We start from the raw sequence: 23,100 nt of genomic DNA on the forward strand, positions 1-23,100 counted from the left end.
CTCAGAATTCCTTGAACAGGGCCGCTTCCAGGCCGCGGCGGTCATAGAAAGGGTTATGGTAAGCCTCCGCGCGCAACTGGAAGCCATAGGTCGGGGCCAGCCACTTGCGCCAGGTGCCGCTGACGACGCTGCTGCGGAAGTTCACCAGCAAGTCTGCCGAACCGGCGCCGATGTACTGGTAAGCCTCCTCGCCCATATCGTAGCGCAACGCGATGTATTGCTGTTTGTTGTAGCCCCAGGTCGCGGCAATATACTTGGCGTTGGCCATCACGCCGCCCGGGTTGCTGCGGTTGATTCGGGTGCCGCCCTGCAGCACCCAGGCATTCGGCAGGTACCACGACAGGCCAAGCAACAGGCTGCGATCGCGATGGCCGTCGCGCGCATTCACTGCGGTCACGCCGACGGTGGCAATCACATTGCGGGCGTCGCCCAGCTTGCGGTTGATCACCGCGTCGCCGCGCGACTGCGGGAAGAAAAAGCTGCTGCCATGGCTGGCGGCCAGGCTGCCATACCAGTCCTCATTGAAGACGTGGGTAACGCCGCCCACTACCAGGGCGCCATGCGCGCCGAACTGGCGTGCATTCACCAGGTCCGCATTCCACACCGTCGCGTCGGAGGTCCGCAGCGAGCCCCGCACGAATTGCTGGTTCCAGGTGCCAAAGCCGTCGCTCAGGCTATGGTGCAGCACCCCTGCTTCAACCGTGCCGGTGTTATCGGCCTGGGCCGTAGGCTGCCCGGCCGCCAGCAAGGCTGCCAGGCCAATGAAAGGCAGGCGTAACTTACGAGTCATTCATACTCCGTATCATGATGTCTTTGATGCGTGCGGCGGCAAAGCCGTCGCCGAAGGGATTGGGGGCGGCACGCATTGCCGAATAAGCATGGGCGTCCGCGCGCAGCGCATCGACGGCCTCGATAATGGCTGCGCCATCGGTACCGATCAGGCGTCCCCCGCCGCTGGCCACCAGTTCCGGCCGCTCGGTGGTTTCGCGCAGGATCAGCACCGGCACGTGCAGGCAAGCCGCTTCTTCCTGGATGCCGCCGGAATCGGTCAACACCAGCCAGGACTGGCGCAGCAGTTGCAGCGTGGTCGAATAGTTCAGTGGCCGGGTCAGGAAGATGCGTTCCGATACTTCTTCCGGCAGGTCGGTGAACACTTCATCGACCGTCGCCCGGATCTTTGGATTGCTGTGCACCGGCCAGACGATCACCAGGTCTTCGTCAGACAGCAACAGCTTGCGCACCGTGGTCGAAATCGACAGCAGGGGCTGCCCCAGGTTTTCGCGGCGGTGCGCCGTGATAAACACCAGGCGCCGCCCTGCCGCCACCTCCTGCAGGCCGCGCAGCTCGTCGCTGGACAATTCATCCGGGTTGCCTGCCAGCTCCGGGTCGGTGGTTGCCAGGCGCACTGCGTCGACAATAGTATTGCCGACCATATGGATACGGTCGCCTCCGACGTTTTCACGCAACAGGTTCAGGCGCGCGTTTTCAGTCGGTGCGAAATGCCAGTCCGCCAGCCTGCCGATCAGCTCACGATTCTGCTCTTCCGGGAACGGATTGAAGCGGTTGTGCGAGCGCAAGCCCGCCTCCACATGGCCCACCGGGATATGCTGGTAGAACGCCGCCAGTGCCGCCATGGCCGCGCTGGCGGTATCGCCATGCACCAGCACTGCTGCGGGCTTGACTGCCTCGAAGGCTGCGCCCAGCTTTTCCAGCAACATGGCCGACAGGTGATGCAGCGCATCGGACGTGCGCTGCAGCGGCAAGCTGAAGTCGGGCAGGATCTTGAAGAAGCGGTACATCGGGTCGGCCATGTCTTCGTGCTGGCCGGTATGCAGCAGCAAGGGCTCCAGTCCCTCGTGCTTCAGCGCGTAGTAGACCGGCGCCATCTTGATGATCTCGGGCCGCGTGCCCATGCAAAGGAGGATGCTGTTTGCGCTCAAAATGGCTCCTGTGTCAGTTAATGCTTGTGGAGGGAACGACGTAGCCGAGCTCCCTCGCCCACACGGTGCCATGCGCTACCGCACCTTCGCACACGCGGATTTCAACGGCGGTCACGGTGGTTTCCGCGCCGTCCGCCCCGAGCACCGTGCCGGCATCGATCCGGATGGTCTTTTCGCAGACCAGCGGGCCGCGGATCGTACAGCCGGGGCCAATGAACATATCGCCGCTGCAGACCACTGCACCTTCGATGCGCGCTCCGGCTCCAATGTGCAGGTCGCCGTGGCACTTGACGCTGCCTTCGAGCATGGCGTACGCGCCGACCGTCATGCTGCCGCGCGCGACCAGGTCGCCATGGTGGAAACAGGCTTCCGGCAGGTGCAGGTCGCCGCCTGCCAACCAGCGCCCGGCGGCATCGTCCAGCAGCACGGCCGGACGCTCCAGCGTGGCGCGGCTGGTCGGTTGCGGCAGCGGCGCCGGCGCCGCATCGCCGAAGCGGATCAGCGGCGCATGCATGCGGCCAAAGCGGGTGTCGCCATGCAGCACCAGTTCCTGGCTGGCAGACACCCGGCCGAACAGGCGCGCGCGGCGGCTGGCGGTAAAGCGGGTATCGCTGTGCGCCCAGCGCAGCACGTCGCACTGCTCGCCGAGCACGATCTCGCCGCGCGCCAGCAGGGCGCGGAACGAGTTTTCGCTGCCGGTGCGAATCGCGCCGGCGGCAAACACTTCCTTTTCGTACAGCAGCCCCTGGCCCAGTTCCAGCGCGCCCGTACCCAGCACCATCTGGTCTACCGCCTGCGCAACACGCTCCTGCTCGGTGATCGAAGGTTTGCCATCGGCGCCCACCAACTGGTAGCGGTCGCCCGTTGCCAGCCGGCCGTTGCGCGGCACGGTGGCGGAGCCGCTGGTCTGTGCCAACTCGGCAAACTGCTCAGTGAGGAACTGGCGGAAACGGTTGGCGAAGTGTTTGATATTGCCATCGTAGTCGCGCACTACTTTCAGCGGCTGCGCGTCGCGCCGGACGCGCCATTCAAGCAGCGCCGGCAGCAAGGGCAGCAGGAACAGCAGCGCCTGGCAAGCAAGAAACAATACGATCCAGCTCATGGCCTTGGCTCCGGCTGGCGGTAACGCGCGGTCTTGTCCCATTCCAGGCTGCGCCGGAACAGGCCATCGAACAGCACCTGCCTGAAGGTGGCGATGGTGATGGAAAGCAGGCTGACCAGGAAGCCGAAGTAATTCAGCGGCATCAGGCGGATACGTTCGCGGCTGCCGTCCAGGTAGACGGCGGCGCCGATCTCGAAGAAGACGGCGAAGTTGCCCAACGCGCTGTAGGACATCAGGCAGAACAGTGCCAGCACGCCCGTCAGCCAGTGGTTGGCGTCGAAATAGAACAGGATGATGGCCAGTATCCAACCGGCCAGCAGGATCGGCGACATGGCAAACACGCCCAGCAGCAGCATGCCGTCGAGCTTTTCGCGTAGCGCTACCTTGTCGCTGGCCAGCAGTGCGCCCGCATAGCGGAAAGCAGCCTGGTTGTGGCCTTTCGACCAGCGCATGATCTGGCGCACCCGTACCGGCCAGGTTTCCGGCACTTCCTCGTAGCACTCGGAGCGGTTCTGGTAGGCGGTTTTCCAGCCGCTTAGCAGCAAGCGATATGTCAGGTCGGTGTCTTCGGCCAGCGCGTCTTCGCGCCAGCCGCCGATTGCTTCTAGCGCGATGCGCCGCACGCCGCCGACCGTGCCGCCGTATTGCGGCACCAGCGACAGGTTCATGCGCGCCTGCTGGTCGACCTGATAGCCACCGGAGCGCTCCATGTCCAGCAGGCGGGTCAGCAGGTTGCTGCCGGTGTTCAGCGGCACTACCCTGCCCATTACGGCGCCAACCTCCGGGTCGAAGAATGGCGCCACCAGCTGGCGCAACAGGCCGCGTCCCGGCACATAGTCGGCATCGAACACGATCAGGATGTCGCTGTTAACCTGTGCAGTCGCATCCTTCAGCGCGGCCGCCTTGCCCGGCTTGCCTCCGCCGCGGTGGAACGGCGTGATGCGGCCCGGATGTGCGGCGCAGATCTCGTCGATGATGCGGCGCGTGTCGTCGGTCGAGCGATCGTTGACCGGCATGATGCGCAGGCGATCGCGCGGGTAGTCTACTTCCAGCAGGGCGCGCAGCGAATCGGCAATCACGACCTGTTCGTTATGCGCAGCCACCAGCACCGTCACGCTCGGCCAGTTGCCGCTGTCGACATCCAGGTAGGGATGGCGCTGGGCGCCGTACAGCCGGTTGAAAGTGAAGTAATAGTGCCGCACGGTGTACACCAGCACCAGCGCAATCACAGCCCACAGCAGGTAAAGCATGATGGTCAGCGTGCGCGAGGTCAGCAGTTGCTGGTGGCGCGACTGGACCTGGTCATGGATGCCGAGCCAGTTATTGTTCTCGGCTTTTTTATGCAAGGCTGAAGAGGGATCAAGGCTGAAGCCTGGCGCGGCCGCCGCTGACGCAGGCAACGCAGGCGCGGGAGCAGCCAGGACCAGCGCCAACGACAGCCACCAGCCGGCAAACAGCCCAAGGACTTGCAGGGTTAAGCGACGGCGCCCGGTCATCGCTTCAGCCTGCGCCAGTTCGGTGGAATTTCTTGGTAAGGCATTTTGACAAATCAACTTTCAGTTCGGTCTGACGTGACGGCCGGCATGGCCGGCGAAAACGGTGCGGCGAGTTGCCCGCCTAGCTGGCTGGAAACGGCGGTATCGCTACCATATTCCGCCGGCCAGTGGCCCGGAAGGTAGTGGGTGCCGAATACCCGGTCCAGCAGCGGCAGCATGGCGGCAAAATTGCGGTCGACATGGTTATGGCGCGTATGGTGCCAATGGTGGAAGGCCGGACTCGACAGCAGCCACTCCAGCGGCCCTAGGCGCACCCGGATATTCGAATGGATGAAAAAGCCCCACACGCTGCCAACCAGGATTACCGCGACCGGCGTCGCGCTGGCTGCCGCGTCTGGGCCTGCCAGGCCGAGCACGTAGAGGGGCAGCAGGCTGCACAGCCGCGTGAACAGCAAATCGACCGGATGCGCGCGCGTATTGGTCAGGAAGTAGACGTGGGCAGCGCTATGGTGCACCGCGTGAAAGCGCCACAGCAGCGGCCAGCGGTGGGCCAGGCGGTGCGACCAGTAGGCCCCGACGTCACCGACCAGCAGTGCCAGCGGCAGGCGCAGCGCGAGCGGCAAAGCCGCCAGCGTCTCCGGCACCGCGACTGGTACCAGTGCGCGCGACAATTGCGCAACGAGCGCCAGCGGCACCGCCAGCACCAGCATCGGCAGCAGGCTGTTGGCAAAATAATAGAACAGGTCCGGCCAGCGCTGGCGCTCGCCGGGCTGCGCCTGGCGCACGGCGAGATAGCGTTCCAGCGGCAGAAAGATGGCGCACAGCACGCACAGCCACACTGCCAGCCGCAGGACCTGTTCAGCCAAGGCTGTCACGGCAGGGCTTCAGCTCAAGGCTGGCGACGACGGCGCAGCGCCAGTGCCAGCAGTCCGAGTCCGGTCAGCATGACCAGCAGGCTGGCAGGCTCCGGCACTTCGGCAGGCGGGGTACCGTTGTCCGGCGTGTCGATGGCAAACAGGGAAACGCCGTCAAGCAGGGAAAACGGCGGGTGGCCTTCCGGCGTTCCGGCGGCCAGGAAGGACAGCAAGCTGCCGCTGGACTTGGCGGTAAACGTGAACGCCTCCTGCATCCAGCCGCTCGATGCCTGGCTCTGGTTGTTGTAGGTGGCGGTTTCGAAGGTGTTGCCGTCGATGCTCACGCTCCATTTTTCGCTGGTCTCGCCAAAGAAGCCCCACTGCTGGGCAGCCGCCCATTCGAACCGCAGCATATACGTGGTGCCGATTTCCAGGTCGCTGATCGCCTGCTGGATGGCGACCACGCCGTAGGCGCCGTCGGCGGCGATGAAGTTGCCGCCGTTGGCGCTGCTTGCCAGCGCGTTGGCGCCGCCGTTATTGGCGCCCCACAATTTCAGGGGAACGTCGTTCTGGCCACCGAACCAGGACACGGCACCGGTGGTGTCTGCGGTTCCGGAAGCAAAGACAAAATTGTATCCGCCGGGCGCAGACCAGCCAGACACGGAGGTATTGAAGTCCACCTGGCCATTGCCATTGGAAGTCAGTTCAAAGCCGCCGTTTTGTACCAGGTTGACCGGGCCGGCGTGGGCGGCCGCCACCAGCAGCAAGGCCGCCACGGCCGTGAAACTTTGCAATACTTTGCCCAACATTGCGTTCTTCATAATTCTTCCTTGAAATTCAAATGTCCCGGCGGAACGCAAGCAAGAATTATGCCAAACTCAATAACTCATCAGTAAACTATTGACCGCAATGGCAATTACTCCAGGGTAATGCCAATTATGTGAATGGCAAAGTTCCTTAGTGTAAAGAAATTCGACATCAAGTATTTGAAGTTCAGCGGTAATAGGCTTCGCTGGCAAACGTGATGAGACCGATCAAGGCTACGGCACTCAGCAGGACGATCAGCAGGCGTCCAAATTTCGGGGTACCGTCGTCATCGTCGGCTGGGCGGTTCTGGTCTGTCATAGTGAAATCAAGGCAGGAGGATGGTGGAGCCCGTGGTGCGGCGCGCCTCAAGATCGCGATGCGCCTGCCCCACATCCGCCAGATTATACCGCTGCTTGATTTCGATCTTCACGTCGCCGCGCGCCACCACGTCGAACAACGACTGCGCGCAAGCCTCGAGGTCGGCGCGCGTCGTCGTGTAGTTGCCCAGCGCAGGACGGGTCAGGAACAGCGAGCCGCGCGAAGCCAGTTCGCCCAGCGAAAAGTTCGCCACCGGACCGGAGGCATTGCCGAAACTGACCATCATGCCGCGCGGGCGCAGGCAATCGAGCGAACCGATAAAGGTATCCTTGCCGATCGAATCGAACACCGTGGAGACGCCTTTGCCGCCGGTGATCTCGCGCACCCGCTCAGTGAAATTTTCCGTGTTGTAGTTGATTGCGTGGGCGGCGCCATGTTGCAGCGCCAGCGCCACCTTTTCGTCCGAACCGGCGGTGCCGATCAGGTTCACCCCCAAGGCACGCGCCCACTGGCAAGCGATCAGGCCCACGCCTCCGGCCGCCGCATGGAACAGAATCGTGTCGCCCGCCTTGAGCGGCGCCGCGCTGTGGAACAGGTATTGCACCGTCATCCCTTGCAGCATCATGGCCGCCGCGGTATCGCTGCCGATAGAATCGGGCAGCTTCACCAGCAGGCTGGCGGGCATATTGCGCGCCTGCGCGTAGGCGCCATTCGGACGGCCGGCATAGGCCACCCGGTCGCCCACACGCACATGGCTTACGCCCTCGCCCACCGCCTCCACCACGCCGGCGCCTTCCTGTCCGAGCCCGCCCGGCAGCGGCTGCGGATACAGGCCGGTGCGGAAGTACACATCGATAAAGTTAAGGCCGATCGCCTCGTGCCGCACCGTCGCTTCGCCGGGGCCGGGCGCCCCTGTTTCGACATCGACGTATTCCATCACTTCCGGCCCGCCGGTGCGGAACATGCGTATCGCCTTGACCATTCAATACTCCTCTAGTGTGTGATAAAGCCGCGCTCGCGCAGCCATTGCGTCATGCGCGGATAGTGTTCGCGCGCCCAGTGCGTGGAATTGATATATGCGCTGCCCCCATCGAGATCCGTTTCCCACAAGCCGTGCGCGGCGCGCGGCAGCATCCAGACCTGGTGGTCCTTGTGGCCGCTCGCATCCAGCGTCTGCCGGAACAATTCCGCACTCTTATGCACGGGAACGAAGGCGTCCTTCTCGCCGAGGATGTACACCACGGGCGCCTCCAGTTTCTTCAGGTCCGGCAGCGGATCGTAGCTGTAAAAGGCCGTGCTGGTCTCGCTCGGTTTCTCCTTCAAGGTATCCGGCACAATTTCGACCTGGTTGGCCCAGCGCGCATTCTCGCCGACGCGCGCCGCGGCCAGCAATTCGGCCCTATTCGCGCCGCGGCTGGTCACCCAGCGCATCAGCTTTTCCTGGTAGGCGGCGCCGGCCCTCACTTCGTCTTCGCTGAAGCCTCGCGCACGCAGCGAGTTCTCGATGCGGTACACCTCCTGCTCGGCAGGCGGCACGGCCGACGCGGCTTGGGCAATCACGAAGGCGACCTTTTGCGAACGTACCGCCGCCAGCGGCGCCAGCCAGCCGCCCTGGCTGTGGCCCCAGGTGCCGATCGCGCCGGCCTTGATGTCGCTGCGCTTGCCGAGCAGCTCGATACCTGCGATGGCATCGTCGGCCAACTGCTCCATGGTGGCCTTGTTGAATTCACCGGTGGATTTTCCGACGCCGCGCTTGTCGTACATCAGCGCGGCCATGCCGTGGGCCGCGAAGTAATAGGCTTGCAGCGCATAGGCGCCGCGCGGGGCGGGGCTCGACATCTGCGTCAGCACGATGGCCGGGAACGGCCCCTTCCCTTCCGGCAGCACCAGCGTGCCGGACAGGGTGACGTCGCCATTCCTGAACGTGACTTCTTCCGAACGGAATTGCAGGCGCCGGCCGGCCTCTTTCTTGCCGGCCTGCTGCCAGGTCATCTTGCCGCCATCGAAGCGCATCGTGGTTTCGCGCACCGCGGGATTCAGGTTGCCGGCGCCGGCGTAATACACGTTCTCGCTTTCGGCGAACATGGAAGCGTAGCGGCCCGTGCTCATATCGGTGTAGAACATTTGCGGGAAGTCGCCCCATTCCGACAGCACGACGATGCGCTTGCCAGGGAATTCGTAGGCGCCCAGCAGCGGCTGGTGACGGGCTGGATCATCGGCCAGGGTGCGGCGGAAAGCAAATTGGCCCTCCTTCCCGTTCAGGCTCACTTTGCCGGCCAGCAGGTCGCCTTGCAGCTTCCCGTCAAACTGCAGCACGCCGTCCGGGCCGGGCAGGTTGAAGCGCACCTGCCTATCCTGCTGCGCGACGGCGTCCAGGGGCAGGCCTTTTTTCTCGAAGGCGGGCATGTCGACAGTGGCCTTGCCATCCGCGCCAAAGTGCGGCCGCAGGAAATTGAAATCATTGCCGACGCCGTAGGTGCCGACCCAATGGCCGGCCAGTGAGGACGCTGCGGCATGCGCAGCGAATGTGGCCGATGCGGCATGCGCAGCGAATGTGGCCGATGCGGCAGCAATGGCGGCGATCGCGCCAAGGATGGATTTCATGCAGGCTCTCCTCTATCTTGTAATGAGGGCGCTACATTGCCAGCGCGCGCGGCGCCGGCCAAGAATCATGCGACAGGCTGCGATTTTGCGGCATCAGCCTGCAGTTGCGACAGCACCAGGTGGGCGCTTGCCAAATTGGTAGCGCAAGCAACGTTGTGCACGTCGCAGGCGCGCACCAGTGCATTGATATCCGGCTCGTGCGGCTGTGGCGTCATCGGGTCGCGCAGGAAGATGATGGCATCGATATGGCCATCTACCAGCAGGGAGCCGATCTGCAGGTCGCCGCCCAGCGGGCCGGAGTGCTTGCGCTCCACGGTCAGGCCCACTTCTGTAATCAGGCGGCCGCCCGTGGTACCGGTCGCGCACAGCTTGCAGGTGCGCAGGAAGGCAGCGTACTCGCGGGCCAGCGCGATCATGTCGTCTTTTTTCTTGTCGTGGGCAATCAGGGCAATGCGGGGCGTCATTTCTCTTTACCTTTCACTTTCGACAGCAGATAGATACCGGCCAGCACCAGGACCGTTCCCGCCAGTTGCCAGCTGGTGACAGGTTCGGACAGGATGACGGCGCCAAAGAACAGGGTGGAGACAGGACCGATCATGCCTGCCAGCGAAGCGGGACCGGCGCCAATGCGCTGCACCGCGATCATGGTCATAAATACCGGCATCACCGTGCACAGGATGCCGTTCACCAGCGACAGGCCGTACACCTCCATCGGCTGCACCAGCAGTCCAGCAGGCCGCAGGATAAAGAACTGGCCGATGCAGGCGGCGCTCGACACGCACATGGCGTACGACACCAGACGCAGCGAGCCAAGGCGCTTGACCATTTCGCCGGAGCCCAGCAGGTACAGCGCGTAGGCCAGCGCGGAACCCAGCACCAGCAGCGAACCCAGGGCCACGTTGCTGCCGCCATCGCGCAGGTCGTGGAAGAACACCAGCACAATGCCGGCGTAGGCAGTCAGCAGCGAAAGCCACTGGCTGCGGCCGATATGCTTCTTCAGCCATAGCGCGGAACCCAGCAGCACGAAGGTCGGCGTCAGGAACAGGATCAGCCGCTCAAGGCCGACGGTAATGTATTGCAGGCCGAGGAAATCAAGATAGGACGAAAGATAGTAGCCAACCATGCCAAGGCCGATCAGGCGCCAGGCATCGGCGCGGCTCAAAGGCGGATCGGTGCGCATCTTCCACAGTGCGATGGCGGCGAAGACAGGCAGCGAGAACAGCATGCGGAAGGCGATCACCGTGACCGCGTCGAGGTGGTAGCGGTACAGCAGCTTGGCCACGATGGCCTTGGTGGAAAACAGGACGGCGCCGCCGATAGCAATCGCCAGCCCTCCCAGGTAGGCGGCGCGTTTGCCCTGCGGTTCCGATGTGGCTATTTCCATGCCACCATTGTAGCGGCAAGCCGCCAGGCTTGCTGGCGGCCCGTTAAAGCCGGCAAGTCAGTGCCTGACCCGCAGGGTCAGGCACTGGTCTGCGGCGGCCGCATGCAGGTGCCCGACCCTGCGGGTCGGGCACCGTTGTGCCGGTTTTGACGGCGTTTATGACACGACCACGGCCGCCTGGCCAGCGGTGACGGTGGCGGTCGTGACCTTGGCGATCACGGTCGCGGGCGCATTGCCGCCAACCAGCTTGTTCACCTGCTTGAACTGGGCCACCAGCGAGCCCGGGGTCAGGGTCACCACGGTAAAGCCCTGCGCATCGGTGTTCACGTGACGCAGCCATGGGTTGCTGTTCAGGCTGGACAGCTGCTGCGCCAGGCCGACCAGGGTGGCGAAGTTGGAGTCGGCCTTGATGGCCGACAGCACGGCATCCATGGTGGCGTCCAGGACGGCCTCCGGCACGCCTTTCGCACCAAGCGCGCCGCGCAACTGGATCATCAGCGAAGTCGCCAGGGAATCGGCGGTCGGCGACACCTTGCCCATCGTGTAGTCCAGCAGGTTGACGTTCAGCGCGATGGTGCCGACGTTCTGCACCGGCACGGACAGCGGCAGGGACACCAGCGTGCCCAGGCTGCCAAGGCTCGCCGAAGCTTCGCGCAGGTAGGTGAAGAAGGAATCGGAGCTGACGCCGGCCGATACCAGGTCCACCATCACCGGCGTGCCGCCGCCCGCCGCGTCGTAATCGTCATTCACTGTGCCGGCGAAGAAGGAATGGATGTCGCCGGTCAGCGCCACCACGTTGCCGATGCTGTTGGTCTTCAGGTGCGCCATCAGGTTCTTGCGTTCGGCGTTGTAGCCGTCCCACTGGTCGCAGTTGATCAGGAACTTGCGGAAATAAGGCGCCAGCGCGGCGGCCTGGCCCGATGCAAGCACAAACACCGATGCTGCGCCCTTGGCCTGCACATCCGGCTTGATGTAGCCGATCGCGATGCCTTGCGCGGCTGCGGTAGCCTGGGCAACAGCGTTGCCGCCCGACTTGGCTGAGTTTTCCGCCTGGCCGAATGCCAGCACCGCCACGCTGGCCTGGGTCGAGTTCAGCCCGGCGCCGACGGCAGCCGTCAGGCGCGCGCTGGTGTCGCCGCCTCCGGCGGCGGAAGTGGCGATCGCAGTCGCGGCCGCAGCAGCCACGGAAACCGAAGCGCCGGCGGTCATGGCGCCGACAATCGCGCTGGCAACCGGCACATTGCCGCCGGTCGAGGTAGCAGCCGTGGTGCCGATGTCGGTGGCCAGCTTGGCAACCGCCTGCAGCGCCACCAGGGTGGCGATGGCGTCAGTGCCGCTCAGGCCCATGCGCAGCAGCGACACTTCGTTGCCCCACAGTTTCCAGGTCGAGGTGGAAGCCTTCATGGTGTTCTTCCACCAGTCGCGCTGGGCGGCGCCCAGCATGCTGATGGCGGCCAATGGATCGGAGCCGCCCACGGCAGCCACTTTCTGCGCTTCGGCGGCGCTGTACAGGTCCTGCGCCACCAGGTAGCGCGCGCCGATGCTGCCCAGCGGCTGGCCTGTGGCCGGATTGGCCATCTGCTCCGGCACCACGTGGTCGGCGCGATACAGGCGCTCGTCGGTCATCACCAGTTGCATCAATTTACCGAACTGGAAATCACGGTAGATCCTGATGTTCTGGAAGCCGGTGGCCGCACTGTCCAGCGTGACGTCGGCCGGCATGAACTCGAACCAGGCCTGGTTTGCGCTGCGGCGGCGGTTGGTGTCGTGCTTTTCGCCTTCCGAATAGGTCTGGGTATCGCCCCAGGAATCGTCGCTGAACTCGTGGTCATCCCAGATCGCGATGAAGGCGAAGCGCTCGTGCACGGCCTGCAGGCGGGTGTCGGTACGGTATTTCTTGTACAGGTAGCGGTAGTCGGCCAGGGTGGTCGCGTATTTCGCGCCCGAGCTGCCATTCTTGAAAGTACCGTCCGGCAGGGTCAGTGCGCCATGGCGGGATTCGACCGAGCCAACCTGGAAAGCCTCGCCCACGGTCTCGTAAATGTAGTCGCCAAGGTGGACGATGAAGTCCAGTTTTTCATTTTTGGCAATATGATCCAGGGCGCCCCAGTGGTTGATGCTCCAGTCCTGGCAGGTCAGGTAGGCAAACTGCAGCTGCGACACGCTGGCGTCGGCCGCCGGCGCGGTCTTGAAGCGGGCCACGTTGGAACGCACGTCGCCTGCGCTGAACTGGTAAAAGTAAACGGTATTCGGCTGCAGGCCGGTGACCTTGTGGCGGATCGTATTATCGAAATCGGCATTCAGTTCAATCTGGGCATCGACCACCATCGTGCCTTCGAGCGCCTTGTTGCCGCCCAGGGATGCCGTATTGTCAGCCGCGGAGACCTGCACGCGCACCGTTACGCCGCTCCTGACGGTGACGGTGGCCACGTCGTCGAGGGAGGTAGGCACCACGCGGGTCCACAGCATGATGCTGTCAGCGCGCGGGTCGCCGGAGGCTACGCTTTGCGGAAACTTCCAGTTGGCGCCGGTCGCGGGCGGCAAGCCGGGTGCCGGCGGGGTGTAATCGCTGCCGCCGCAGCCCACCAGGCCGCTGGTGGCAGCCGATACAGTAATGAAGCCGCCCAATTTGATAAATTGCCGACGATCCATAAGTCTCCTTCAATATAAAAGTTGTTGTTTTACGATGGTAACTTTACAAGCCGATGAAATGCCCTCGAGGAAAGCTACTAAACATGCCTGCAAGGGGTGCCTTGGCACTTTTGGTCGCGCCGGCGCGACAAATTCATAGAGGTACCGGTATGCTAGAATGTCGCCCTCGATTGCATACCGTCTAAGGAAGATTGAACATGGCTGGACACAGCAAATGGGCCAATATTAAGCATAAAAAGGCTGCAACGGACGCGAAACGCGGCAAAATCTGGACGCGTCTGATCAAGGAAATCACGGTGGCTGCACGCATGGGCGGCGGCGACCTGAACTCCAATCCGCGCCTGCGCCTGGCAGTCGACAAGGCCGCTGACGCCAATATGCCGAAGGACAACGTGAACCGCGCCATTACGCGCGGCACCGGCGGCGGCGACGGCGCCAACTATGAAGAAGTGCGCTATGAAGGCTACGGCATCGGCGGCGCGGCCATCATCGTGGACTGCATGACCGACAACCGCGTGCGTACCGTGGCTGAAGTGCGCCATGCCTTCAACAAATACGGCGGCAATATGGGCACCGAAGGTTCCGTGGCCTTCATGTTCCAGCACACCGGCCAGTTCCTGTTCGCCCCGGGCACCGATGAAGCCAGGCTGATGGACGCCGCGCTGGAAGCCGGCGCCGAAGACGTGGTGACCGACGAAGAAGGCGGCATCGAAGTGCTGTGCGGCCCGCACGATTTCGCCGGCGTGAAGGATGCGCTGGAAGCGGCTGGCTTCAAGGCCGAAGTGGCGGAAGTGATCATGAAGCCTGCCACCGAGACCGTATTCACCGGTGAAGACGCAGCCAGGATGCAAAAGCTGCTGGATGCACTGGAAAACCTGGACGACGTCCAGGAAATCTATACCAACGCTGTCATCGAAGAATAATCCTTATGAAGATCCTGGTAGTCGGCTCGGGTGGCCGTGAACACGCTTTGGCTTGGAAACTGGCGCAGTCGGAACGCGTACAGATGGTCTATGTTGCGCCTGGCAACGGCGGCACCGCGCGCGATGTGCGCCTGGAAAACGTGCCGATCACCGACCTGAACGCGCTGGCCGATTTCGTCGAGCAAGAGCACATCGGCCTGACCGTGGTCGGCCCGGAAGTGCCGCTGGCTGCCGGCATCGTCAACCTGTTCCGCGCGCGCGGCCTGAAAATCTTTGGCCCGACCAAAGAGGCTGCGCAGCTCGAGTCGTCCAAGGATTTCGCCAAGGCCTTCATGAAGCGCCACGGCATCCCGACCGCCGAATACGAAACCTTCGCCGACGCCAAGGCAGCCCACGCGTACGTGGATGCCAAGGGCGCGCCGATCGTCATCAAGGCCGACGGCCTGGCCGCCGGCAAGGGCGTGGTGGTTGCCATGACGCTGGAAGAAGCGCATGGCGCGGTCGACCACATGCTGTCCGATAACGCCTTCGGCGACGCTGGCGCGCGCATCGTGATCGAGGAATTCCTGGCCGGCGAAGAAGCATCCTTCATCGTCATGTGCGACGGCAAGAACGTACTGCCGCTGGCCACCTCGCAAGACCACAAACGCCTGATGGACAACGACCAGGGCCCGAACACCGGCGGCATGGGCGCCTACTCCCCTGCCCCGATCGTGACCCCGGCCATGCATGCGCGCGTGATGCGCGAGATCATCATGCCTACCATCCAGGGCATGGCGAAAGACGGCATCCAGTTCACCGGCTTCCTGTACGCGGGCCTGATGATCGACGCCGCCGGCAACCCGAAAACGCTGGAATTCAACTGCCGCATGGGCGACCCGGAAACCCAGCCTATCATGACGCGCCTGAAGACCGACCTGCTGGGCGTGATGGAATACGCCGTCAACGGTAGCCTGGACCAGGTGGAACTGGAATGGGACCGCCGCACCGCCGTAGGCGTGGTGCTGGCAGCCGCCGGCTACCCTGACGCGCCGCGCAAGGGCGACCACATCCACGGCATTCCGGCTGAAACCCCGGATTCGGTCACTTTCCACGCTGGCACCACCGATGATACGGAGGGCAAGCTGATCACCTCCGGTGGCCGCGTGCTGTGCGTGGTGGGCCTGGGCGACAACGTGAAAATGGCGCAGAAGCAGGCTTACGAAGCGGTCGACAAGATCGGCTTCGAAGGCGTGCAGTTCCGCCGCGATATCGGCTGGCGGGGCTTGAAGCACTAAAACCAGTAAACCGGTGTCAGACCCACAGGGTCCGACACCAGCCGGCGACCGCCGCGTAACGGGGTGTCTGACCCTGCGGGTCAGACACTGGTTTACCGGTTTAAGGAAGAAAGCAAGAAGAAAATGACCGCCCCCAACCCACAAGAAGTCAAAGCCTGGCTGCTTGGCCTGCAAGACCGCATCATCTCCGCCCTGGAGGATGTGGACGGCAAGCCATTCCTGCGCGATGCGTGGGAACGCCCGGAAGGCGGCGGCGGTATCTCGCGCCTGGTCGAAGAAGGCAACGTCTTCGAGCGCGGCGGCTGCAACTTCAGCCACGTGACCGGCGCCAAGCTGCCGCCATCGGCCTCGGCGCACCGTCCGGAGCTGGGCGGCCAGCCATGGGAAGCCATGGGCGTCAGCCTGGTGCTGCACCCGCGCAATCCGTACGCGCCGACAGTGCACATGAACGTGCGCTTCTTCAGCACCAGCACCGCCGACGGCAAGCCGGTCTGGTGGTTCGGCGGCGGCATGGACCTGACGCCCTATTACGGCAACAGGGAAGACGCGAAGCACTTCCACGCCACCTGCCGCGATGCGCTGGCGCCATATGGCGAGGACCTGCACCCGAAATTCAAGAAATGGTGCGACGAGTATTTCTACCTGAAGCACCGCAAGGAAGCGCGCGGCGTGGGCGGCATCTTCTTCGATGACTTCAACGCCCTTGGCTTCGAGAAGAGTTTTGAAATGACCCGCAGCGTGGGCGACGCATTCCTGGCCGCCTACCTGCCGATCGTGAAAGCCCGCAAGGACACGCCCTACGGTGAACGCGAACGCGACTTCCAGGCCTACCGCCGCGGACGTTACGTCGAGTTCAACCTGGTGTTCGACCGCGGCACCCTGTTCGGCCTGCAGTCCGGCGGCCGCACGGAGGCGATCCTGATGTCGATGCCGCCGGTCGTCAAATGGCGCTACGACTGGCACCCGGAAGACGGCAGCCCCGAAGCGGCGCTGACCACCGACTTCCTGCCGCACCGCGACTGGCTGGCCGAGTGAAACGCTGCATCGCACTGCTGGGAGGCAGTTTCGATCCGGTGCACAACGGCCACGTCGCGCTTGGCAAGCAATTTGTCCAGCTGCTGAACGCCGATGCACTGCTCGTCATTCCGGCCCTGCCCTGGCAAAAGGGCGCGCTGGTGGCGACGCCGCAGCAGCGGGTGGACATGCTGACTTTGGCCTTCCAAGGCCTGCCCTGCCCCGTCACGATCGACTGGCAGGAACTGGCGCGCGGCAGCGCCACTTATACGATCGAAACGTTGCGGGCAATCCGCGCCGACGTAGGGCCCGATGTATCGCTGGCCTTCCTGATGGGCGCGGACCAGCTGCAGCGACTGAATACCTGGCACGAATGGCGCAACCTGTTCGACCTGGCCCACTTCTGCGTGGCGGCCAGGCCCGGCTTCGAGCTGGACGACGCCCACGTGCCGGCCGAGGTGGCAGCTGAATTCCAGCGCCGCCTGGCCACGCCGGATCAGGTCAGGAACACCCCGGCGGGCATGACCATGCTGGCGGCTGATTTAGCCGTCGACATCTCGGCCACTGCCATTCGTGCTGCATTACAACGTGGGGATGGGGCGAACTCGCTTCTGCCAGCGGTAGTGCTAGACTATATTGAACAACATAATTTGTATAAGAACTAAATAATGGATATCAAAAAACTGCAATCCATCGTCGTGGACGCCCTGGAAGACGTCAAGGGCCAGGAAATCGTCCTGTTCGACACCACCGGGCTGACCAGCCTCTTCGATCGCATCGCCATCGCTTCCGGTACTTCCAACCGCCAGACCAAGGCACTGGCTGCCTCGGTGCGCGACAAGGTGAAGGAAGCCGGCGGCGACGTGATCGGCATCGAGGGTGAAGACACCGGCGAATGGGTGCTGGTGGACCTGGGCGACATGATCGTCCACATCATGCAGGCGCCGATCCGCGCTTACTACCGCCTGGAAGAAATCTGGGGCGAAAAGCCGGTGAAACTGGGCGCCGCCAAGCGCAAGTCCACCGCCGAAGGCAAGGCTGCAGCGGAAAAAGAGGCTGCGCCGAAGAAATCCGGCCACCTGGCTGCCACCAAGGCTGCCAAAGCCGCCGAAGCCGTGGTCGAGAAGAAAGCAGCGGCCAAGAAGCCTGGCACCGTGAAGGCAACCGCCGCTGCCGGCGCCGTGGCCAAGAAAGCCGCCGCCAAAAAGGCCGCGCCGAAGGTCGTCGCGCCGGAAGGCAAGAAAGTGAAGGTTGCTTCCACCAAGACCGCCGAGGCATCCGCCAAGGCCGCCAAGGAAAAGAAAGCCGCCGCTGCAGCCGCAACGCCGGTCAAGACCGTCATCAAGCGCCTGAAGAAGGCTGCTGCGGCTGAGTAAGTGCAGCTGATCATCGCTGCGGTCGGCCACAAGATGCCGGCCTGGATCGAGAATGGCTTCACCGAATACGTGAAGCGCATGCCGCCGGAACTGCGCATCGTGCTGAAAGAGATCAAGCCCGTTGAGCGTTCCGGCAGCAAGACGGCAGCCACCGCCATGGCCCTGGAAAGGGAGCGTATCGAGGCGGCCCTGCCGAAATCGGTGCGCATCATCGCCCTCGATGAGCGTGGCAAGGACCTGACCAGCGTGGGCCTGTCCCAGCAGCTGGAAGCCTGGCAGCAGGATGGCCGCGATACGGCCTTCCTGATCGGCGGCGCCGACGGCCTCGATCCGGGGCTGAAGGCCAGGGCGGAAGGCATGATTCGCCTGTCCAGCCTGACCCTTCCGCATGGCATGGTACGCGTCATGCTGGCCGAACAGTTGTACAGGGCGTGGACAATAACGCAAAACCACCCTTATCATCGTGTCTAAACCCTAAGGCATACGATGAAACTGGCCGAAAAAAAGATCTACCTGGCTTCCAAGAGTCCACGCCGGCGCGAATTGCTGCGCCAGATCGGCGTGGACTTTGAGTTGCTCCTGCTGCGTAATGACGGCCCGCGCGGGCCGGATGTCAGCGAAGACGTCCATGCCGGCGAAGAGCCGCTGGCCTATGTCGGCCGCGTGGCCCAGGAAAAAGCCGACTTCGCCTGGGACATGATCCAGCGCCGCCGCCTGATCCTGCGCCCCATCCTGGCCGCCGACACCACCGTCACCATCGACGGCGAAATCCTCGGCAAGCCGGCCAATGTGCGCGAGGCCACCGACATGCTGCACAAGCTGTCCGGCCGCACCCACCAGGTCTTGACCTCGGTGGCCGTGCATTCGCAGGATTTTTCCGGCCATATCACCCAGGTCTCCGACGTCCGCTTCGGCAAGCTGACGGAGGCCGAGATCAAGACTTACTGCGCCACCACCGAGCCTTACGACAAGGCCGGCGGCTATGGCATCCAGGGCCTGGCCGCCCTGTTCGTTGAACACATCGAAGGCAGCCACTCCGGCATCATGGGCCTGCCGCTGTACGAAACGGCGCAACTGTTGCGCCAGGCAGGATTGAAACTCCCCTGATGAACGAAGATATCCTCATTAATATCACCCCCCAGGAAACCCGCGTCGCCCTCATCGTCCAGGGCGCCGTGCAGGAACTGCATATCGAGCGCACGCTGACGCGCGGCCTGGCGGGCAACGTCTATTCCGGCAAAGTGGTGCGGGTGCTGCCCGGCATGCAGTCGGCCTTCATCGACATCGGCCTGGAACGCGCAGCCTTCCTGCACGTGGCCGATATCTGGGAAGCCCGCCCGCATGACGGCGCCCAGAACGCGACCCCGACCCCGATCGAAAAACTGCTGTTCGACGGCCAGGTGCTGACCGTGCAGGTGATCAAGGACCCGATCGGCACCAAGGGCGCGCGCCTGTCGACGCAGATCTCGATTGCCGGCCGCATGCTGGTCTACCTGCCCCAGGACGGCCATATCGGCATCTCGCAGAAGATCGAAAAAGAGTCCGACCGCGAAGCGCTGCGCGCGCGCATGCAAGGCCTGCTGCCGGAAGACGAAAAAGGCGGCTACATCGTGCGCACCCAGGCGGAAGACGCCTCGGACAGCGACCTGCAGGCCGACGTCGAATACCTGCGCAAGACCTGGGGCGCGATCTGCCATGGCGCGCGCACCCGCCCGCCCACTTCCCTGCTGCACCAGGACTTGAGCCTGGCGCAGCGCGTGTTGCGCGACTTCGTGCATGACGAGACGGCCACCATCCAGGTCGATTCGCGCGAAAACTTCCTGTCGCTGACGGAGTTCGGCCGCGTCTACACGCCATCGGTCCTGTCGCGTTTGCAGCACTACACCGGCGAGCGCCCGCTGTTCGACCTGTACGGTGTGGAAGAAGAAATCCACCGTGCCCTGGGCCGCCGCGTCGACCTGAAGTCCGGCGGCTACCTGATCGTCGACCAGACCGAGGCCATGACGACCATCGACGTCAACACCGGCGGCTTCGTCGGCGGCCGCAATTTTGCCGACACCATCTTCAAGACCAACCTGGAAGCGGCGCACGCCATCGCGCGCCAACTGCGCCTGCGCAACCTGGGCGGCATCATCATCCTCGACTTCATCGACATGGAGAACAACGAGCACCGCAACGCCGTGCTCGCGGAATTGAAAAAGGCCCTGGCGCGCGACCGCACCAAGGTGTCGGTGTCCGGCTTCTCCGCGCTGGGACTGGTGGAGATGACGCGCAAGCGCACGCGCGAATCGCTGGCCCACATCCTGTGCGAGCCCTGCCCCGCCTGCGAAGGCAAAGGCCAGGTCAAGACCTCGCGCACCATCTGCTACGAAATCCTGCGCGAACTGCTGCGCGAAGCCAAGCAGTTCAACCCGCGCGAATTCCGCATCCTCGCCTCGCAGGAAGTGGTCGACCTGTTCCTGGAAGAAGAATCGCAGCATCTGGCGATGCTGGGCGACTTCATTGGCAAGAAGATTTCGCTGCAGGTCGAGACCAGCTACCATCAGGAGCAGTACGACGTTATCCTGATGTGACGAAGACTTACGCCAATTACTTCTCGACTGCCGGCGGCGATGCGGTGACTCTGCCAACACTGAAGTAGCCGTTGAAGCGGCGGTCTTTATCCTCGAAGCCGATGCGTTTGGCCGGCGTGGCGCCGTCCGGTTCATTGCCGTCGAGCGGATTGGCATCGCAATACGGCGCGCAAGCCCATGCCTCGCCCCCAGTGTAGCGCGCGTTCAAGCTGAGAACGTTGTTTGACCTGGCCTGAACATATTGGCCGAATGGGACCGAAGTAAAGCTGTCGCCCTTCCCAGCCGCCAGCTGTGCATGGGTTCCTCCTACCAAGACCAGGTTGTATCCGTTTTCCAGCCGATGCCGCAGGAAATTTTCGCCCATTGCGGCGTTGCTGTCTGCAACTCCCCTTCCCGGTACAAAACCGACCACCGGTACACCTTTCAGCGCGCGGTGCAGTTCCAGCATGGCCAGGCTGGTTCGCCCATCATGCACCCGCCAGCGCGGTGATGACAACAAAGCCGCTTCGTCGATTTCGCCACGCAGGTACTTTGCCGTATGTTCGGTGTCTGCGGCATCAAGCTCCAGGAACACCTTGACCGTCTCTCCGCGGTCGAGGAACTCACGGACGCAGGCGGAGAAGAATGCTGGAATCTCGTTCGTGCCATGGATCTCGCCAAAAATGACAGTCCCCGCCTGCGGCAGGCGCTGTTTCAACGGCAGCTTGCCTGCGCCACCGACGCAAACATCATCCCCACCGCCAGCGCTCCGCTCATCAAGGTACGCATACCTAGCCTCCTGTGAAAGTTGGCGGAGTATAGCGTTAATACTAAGGAAATTTTCTATTGAAAAATCACGGTGATGGCGGTTGCCAGCGACTGCGGCTGCTCGAGCGGAATCAGGTGGCCTGCGTGGGGAATTGTCGCCAGCTTTGCGCCAGGGATGCCCTCGGCCAGTTCGCGCGCTTCTTCGGGCCTGCGCAACTGGTCTCCGGCTGCCGCGACAACCAGGGTCGGACATTGGATGTCGGACAGGCAGGCTGTATCGGCGTCGCGCACAATCAGCGACTGGCGCACGAAGACCTCGCGGCCCAGGCGTTCGCCCATCGCGCGCACCCGCGCCACCAGCGCTTCGTTGGCAGCATTGTCGCGATGCAGCGATTGCGCGATGGCGGCGCGGCCCAGTCCACGGAAAGGGCCGAGCGGCGTGGCGCGCGCGGCCCTGGTACGCTGTTCGACCTGCAGCGGCAGATCAGCCCGGCTGGAAGTGGCGACCAGCGCCAGCGCCTGCACGCGGCCGGGCGCGAGACGGACGATTTCGCGCGCGACATAGCCGCCCATCGAGAAACCGAGCAAGGTGAATCGCGACGGGCACTTCGCCAGCACGGCCTGCGCCATGGAAGCAATGGAATCGCCTTCGGCCAGGCTGGCGAAATGCAGCGGGAGTTCAGGAGGCAGGAACGGCAGCATGCCATCCCATAAGGCGTCGTCCAGCATATAGCCGGGAATCAGGACCAGCGGTGTCATGCCGCGAGTATACCCCCGGTGCCGGCAGCTGGCACGGCACCGAGGGCAAGTTCAATGTCCCATCATCTCATTCCACTGCGGCAGCAGCACAATGCTGTTCGGGTTCAAGCCGGCGTTCTTCAGCGTGTCCATGCTGGTGACGACGGTGCCGGACTGCAGGTCAACCACGGTGACCGAACCATCGCTCATGCCCGGCAGGTTGAGCAAGGCATTCTGCACGAAGGCGTATTTGCCGTCCTTGGTAAAGGCCACGTGGTGCGCGCCTTCCGCTGCGGGGATGGACTTGAGCAGCTTTGGCTCGCCGGCCTTGGCTGAAATGTCGAAGACGTGCAGTTGGCCCGGCTTCGCGCTGGTTACGTACATGCGCGTGGCGGCCTTGTTGAAGTAGATCTCAAGCGGTACGCCTGCCTTGGCCTCGGCAAAGTCGTACACCTGCGCCACTTCGAAGTCCTTCTTGTCCTTGTTCCAGCTTGCGGTCCACAGCGTGCCGCCATACATATTGGTGATGTAGGCCACGGCGGGTTTTGCATTCGGCACGAACAGGACTTCGACCGGCGCTTCGCCTGCGGGTGAAGCTTTCCTCGATACCTTGTAGGTGCCCAGCACCTTGCCGGTGCTGGCTTCCACCGCGCTGATCACTTCCCCCGGGTCGCCCAGGTCGGAGGCGCGCACGGTCGACGTGAGCAGGATGCGGTCTGCCGCACCGGAAACGGCCAGCCCATGCGGATATGGCGCCGCCACCTTGATGGTGGAAAGCACCTTGTCGCTATGGGCGTCGCCCACCACCATGGCCTGGCTGCCCATGCAGCTCACATACCAGCGCTTGTGGTCGGGTGAGAAGGCGATATCCTCGCCCACGCTGCAGTCGGGAATGCTGACGGTGGTCATGGCATAGTCCTTCGACTTCATGTCTATCACGCGCAGCTCGGTCTTGCCCAGCGCCGTGATGTAGGCCTTGCTCATGTCGTGGTTGTAGAAGATGTGGTGCGCCACCAGGTCGGCCGGCAGCGGGATGTCCTTGACGATCTTGCCGAAGGCCTTGGAGTTGGGATCGACATCGACAATCGCGATGCCCTCCTTGCGTGACGCCGGCGCCACGGGATTCTTGAGCGCCTTGAGCGACTCGGCGGACTTGCTTTCATAATTCATCATCGCCAGGATTTCGGCGCTGGCCAGGGCGGGGATGCCCAGGGCGACCGCGAGGGGAAGCAGGAAACGGATACGCATGGTCCACTCCTTCTTGTGCAGGGTCAGTCGTTGCATATTACGCCTGC

At 63.4% G+C, this 23,100-nt stretch carries 23 protein-coding genes; 8 read left to right on the top strand and 15 right to left on the bottom strand.

Going from position 1 to position 23,100, the window contains the following annotated elements; translation table 11 throughout:
• Position 1: 1 nt before the first annotated feature.
• The 12 genes from ACN9MW_RS26345 to ACN9MW_RS26400 form a co-directional block, all read right to left on the bottom strand.
• Entirely contained in the window at positions 2-790 is a 789-nt protein-coding gene (locus tag ACN9MW_RS26345; protein ID WP_426164436.1) for a YaiO family outer membrane beta-barrel protein, read from the bottom strand.
• Positions 780-1,940, bottom strand: a complete 1,161-nt coding sequence (gene wecB / locus ACN9MW_RS26350) for a non-hydrolyzing UDP-N-acetylglucosamine 2-epimerase (protein WP_426164439.1) — start codon at positions 1,938-1,940, stop codon at positions 780-782. The genes ACN9MW_RS26345 and wecB overlap by 11 nt, the downstream gene beginning before the upstream one ends.
• A 13-nt stretch (positions 1,941-1,953) precedes the next feature.
• A complete protein-coding gene (locus ACN9MW_RS26355; RefSeq protein WP_426164442.1) occupies positions 1,954-3,042 on the bottom strand; it encodes a polymer-forming cytoskeletal protein in 1,089 nt (362 codons plus the stop codon).
• The gene (locus ACN9MW_RS26360) at positions 3,039-4,292 is read right to left on the bottom strand and encodes a glycosyltransferase (RefSeq protein WP_426172304.1); all 1,254 of its coding nucleotides are present in this window, start codon (positions 4,290-4,292) and stop codon (positions 3,039-3,041) included. Before ACN9MW_RS26360 ends, ACN9MW_RS26355 begins: the two co-directional genes overlap by 4 nt.
• Positions 4,293-4,591: 299 nt before the next feature.
• The gene (locus ACN9MW_RS26365; protein ID WP_426164444.1) at positions 4,592-5,413 is read right to left on the bottom strand and encodes a sterol desaturase family protein; all 822 of its coding nucleotides are present in this window, start codon (positions 5,411-5,413) and stop codon (positions 4,592-4,594) included.
• A gap of 14 nt (positions 5,414-5,427) precedes the next feature.
• On the bottom strand, positions 5,428-6,213 hold the full coding sequence (locus ACN9MW_RS26370) for a PEP-CTERM sorting domain-containing protein (protein ID WP_426164447.1): 786 nt from the start codon (positions 6,211-6,213) through the stop codon (positions 5,428-5,430).
• Positions 6,214-6,385: 172 nt separating this feature from the next.
• Positions 6,386-6,517, bottom strand: coding sequence for a hypothetical protein (locus tag ACN9MW_RS26375; RefSeq protein ID WP_426164449.1), 132 nt, complete (start codon positions 6,515-6,517; stop codon positions 6,386-6,388).
• Between the two features lie 7 nt (positions 6,518-6,524).
• Positions 6,525-7,499, bottom strand: coding sequence for a quinone oxidoreductase family protein (locus ACN9MW_RS26380; protein ID WP_426164451.1), 975 nt, complete (start codon positions 7,497-7,499; stop codon positions 6,525-6,527).
• Between the two features lie 11 nt (positions 7,500-7,510).
• Positions 7,511-9,121, bottom strand: coding sequence for an alpha/beta hydrolase family protein (locus ACN9MW_RS26385; protein WP_426164453.1), 1,611 nt, complete (start codon positions 9,119-9,121; stop codon positions 7,511-7,513).
• A gap of 65 nt (positions 9,122-9,186) precedes the next feature.
• Positions 9,187-9,585 carry a methylglyoxal synthase gene (locus ACN9MW_RS26390; protein WP_426164455.1) on the bottom strand — a complete coding sequence of 133 codons (399 nt, stop codon included), beginning with the start codon at positions 9,583-9,585 and terminating at the stop codon, positions 9,187-9,189.
• Positions 9,582-10,505: a DMT family transporter gene (locus ACN9MW_RS26395; RefSeq protein ID WP_426164457.1), complete on the bottom strand. Its 924-nt coding sequence runs from the start codon at positions 10,503-10,505 to the stop codon at positions 9,582-9,584. Before ACN9MW_RS26395 ends, ACN9MW_RS26390 begins: the two co-directional genes overlap by 4 nt.
• Positions 10,506-10,661: 156 nt before the next feature.
• The gene (locus tag ACN9MW_RS26400; RefSeq protein WP_426164460.1) at positions 10,662-13,157 is read right to left on the bottom strand and encodes an alkaline phosphatase D family protein; all 2,496 of its coding nucleotides are present in this window, start codon (positions 13,155-13,157) and stop codon (positions 10,662-10,664) included.
• Positions 13,158-13,354: 197 nt separating this feature from the next.
• Between ACN9MW_RS26400 and ACN9MW_RS26405 the strand changes: the two genes are divergently transcribed.
• The 8 genes from ACN9MW_RS26405 (at position 13,355) to rng (ending at position 20,320) form a co-directional block, all read left to right on the top strand.
• Positions 13,355-14,080, top strand: coding sequence for a YebC/PmpR family DNA-binding transcriptional regulator (locus ACN9MW_RS26405; protein WP_426164462.1), 726 nt, complete (start codon positions 13,355-13,357; stop codon positions 14,078-14,080).
• A 5-nt stretch (positions 14,081-14,085) separates the two neighbouring features.
• The gene (gene purD / locus ACN9MW_RS26410; RefSeq protein WP_426164464.1) at positions 14,086-15,357 is read left to right on the top strand and encodes a phosphoribosylamine--glycine ligase; all 1,272 of its coding nucleotides are present in this window, start codon (positions 14,086-14,088) and stop codon (positions 15,355-15,357) included.
• Positions 15,358-15,480: 123 nt separating this feature from the next.
• Positions 15,481-16,392: an oxygen-dependent coproporphyrinogen oxidase gene (hemF, locus tag ACN9MW_RS26415; protein ID WP_426164466.1), complete on the top strand. Its 912-nt coding sequence runs from the start codon at positions 15,481-15,483 to the stop codon at positions 16,390-16,392.
• Positions 16,389-17,036, top strand: a complete 648-nt coding sequence (locus tag ACN9MW_RS26420) for a nicotinate-nucleotide adenylyltransferase (protein WP_426164468.1) — start codon at positions 16,389-16,391, stop codon at positions 17,034-17,036. The genes hemF and ACN9MW_RS26420 overlap by 4 nt, the downstream gene beginning before the upstream one ends.
• Positions 17,037-17,039: 3 nt before the next feature.
• On the top strand, positions 17,040-17,747 hold the full coding sequence (gene rsfS / locus ACN9MW_RS26425; protein ID WP_426164470.1) for a ribosome silencing factor: 708 nt from the start codon (positions 17,040-17,042) through the stop codon (positions 17,745-17,747).
• Positions 17,748-18,218: a 23S rRNA (pseudouridine(1915)-N(3))-methyltransferase RlmH gene (gene rlmH / locus ACN9MW_RS26430; protein ID WP_426164472.1), complete on the top strand. Its 471-nt coding sequence runs from the start codon at positions 17,748-17,750 to the stop codon at positions 18,216-18,218. It abuts the gene before it with no gap.
• Between the two features lie 15 nt (positions 18,219-18,233).
• Positions 18,234-18,854 carry a Maf family protein gene (locus ACN9MW_RS26435; RefSeq protein WP_426164474.1) on the top strand — a complete coding sequence of 207 codons (621 nt, stop codon included), beginning with the start codon at positions 18,234-18,236 and terminating at the stop codon, positions 18,852-18,854.
• A complete protein-coding gene (gene rng, locus ACN9MW_RS26440; RefSeq protein WP_426164476.1) occupies positions 18,854-20,320 on the top strand; it encodes a ribonuclease G in 1,467 nt (488 codons plus the stop codon). The genes ACN9MW_RS26435 and rng overlap by 1 nt, the downstream gene beginning before the upstream one ends.
• Before the next feature lie 16 nt (positions 20,321-20,336).
• Here rng and ACN9MW_RS26445 read toward each other — a convergent pair whose 3' ends face one another.
• The 3 genes from ACN9MW_RS26445 to ACN9MW_RS26455 all read right to left on the bottom strand — a co-directional run bounded on the left by ACN9MW_RS26445 (position 20,337) and on the right by ACN9MW_RS26455 (position 23,089).
• Positions 20,337-21,017 (bottom strand): hypothetical protein, encoded by a 681-nt coding sequence (locus ACN9MW_RS26445; protein ID WP_426164478.1) that lies wholly within the window; start codon positions 21,015-21,017, stop codon positions 20,337-20,339.
• A gap of 125 nt (positions 21,018-21,142) precedes the next feature.
• Positions 21,143-21,826, bottom strand: a complete 684-nt coding sequence (locus ACN9MW_RS26450) for an alpha/beta fold hydrolase (RefSeq protein ID WP_426164480.1) — start codon at positions 21,824-21,826, stop codon at positions 21,143-21,145.
• A gap of 51 nt (positions 21,827-21,877) precedes the next feature.
• On the bottom strand, positions 21,878-23,089 hold the full coding sequence (locus tag ACN9MW_RS26455) for a YncE family protein (protein ID WP_426164482.1): 1,212 nt from the start codon (positions 23,087-23,089) through the stop codon (positions 21,878-21,880).
• Positions 23,090-23,100 lie beyond the last annotated feature (11 nt).

It is taken from the genome of Pseudoduganella sp. R-34 (genome assembly GCF_049904655.1).
Classification (GTDB): Bacteria; Pseudomonadota; Gammaproteobacteria; order Burkholderiales; family Burkholderiaceae_D; genus Rugamonas.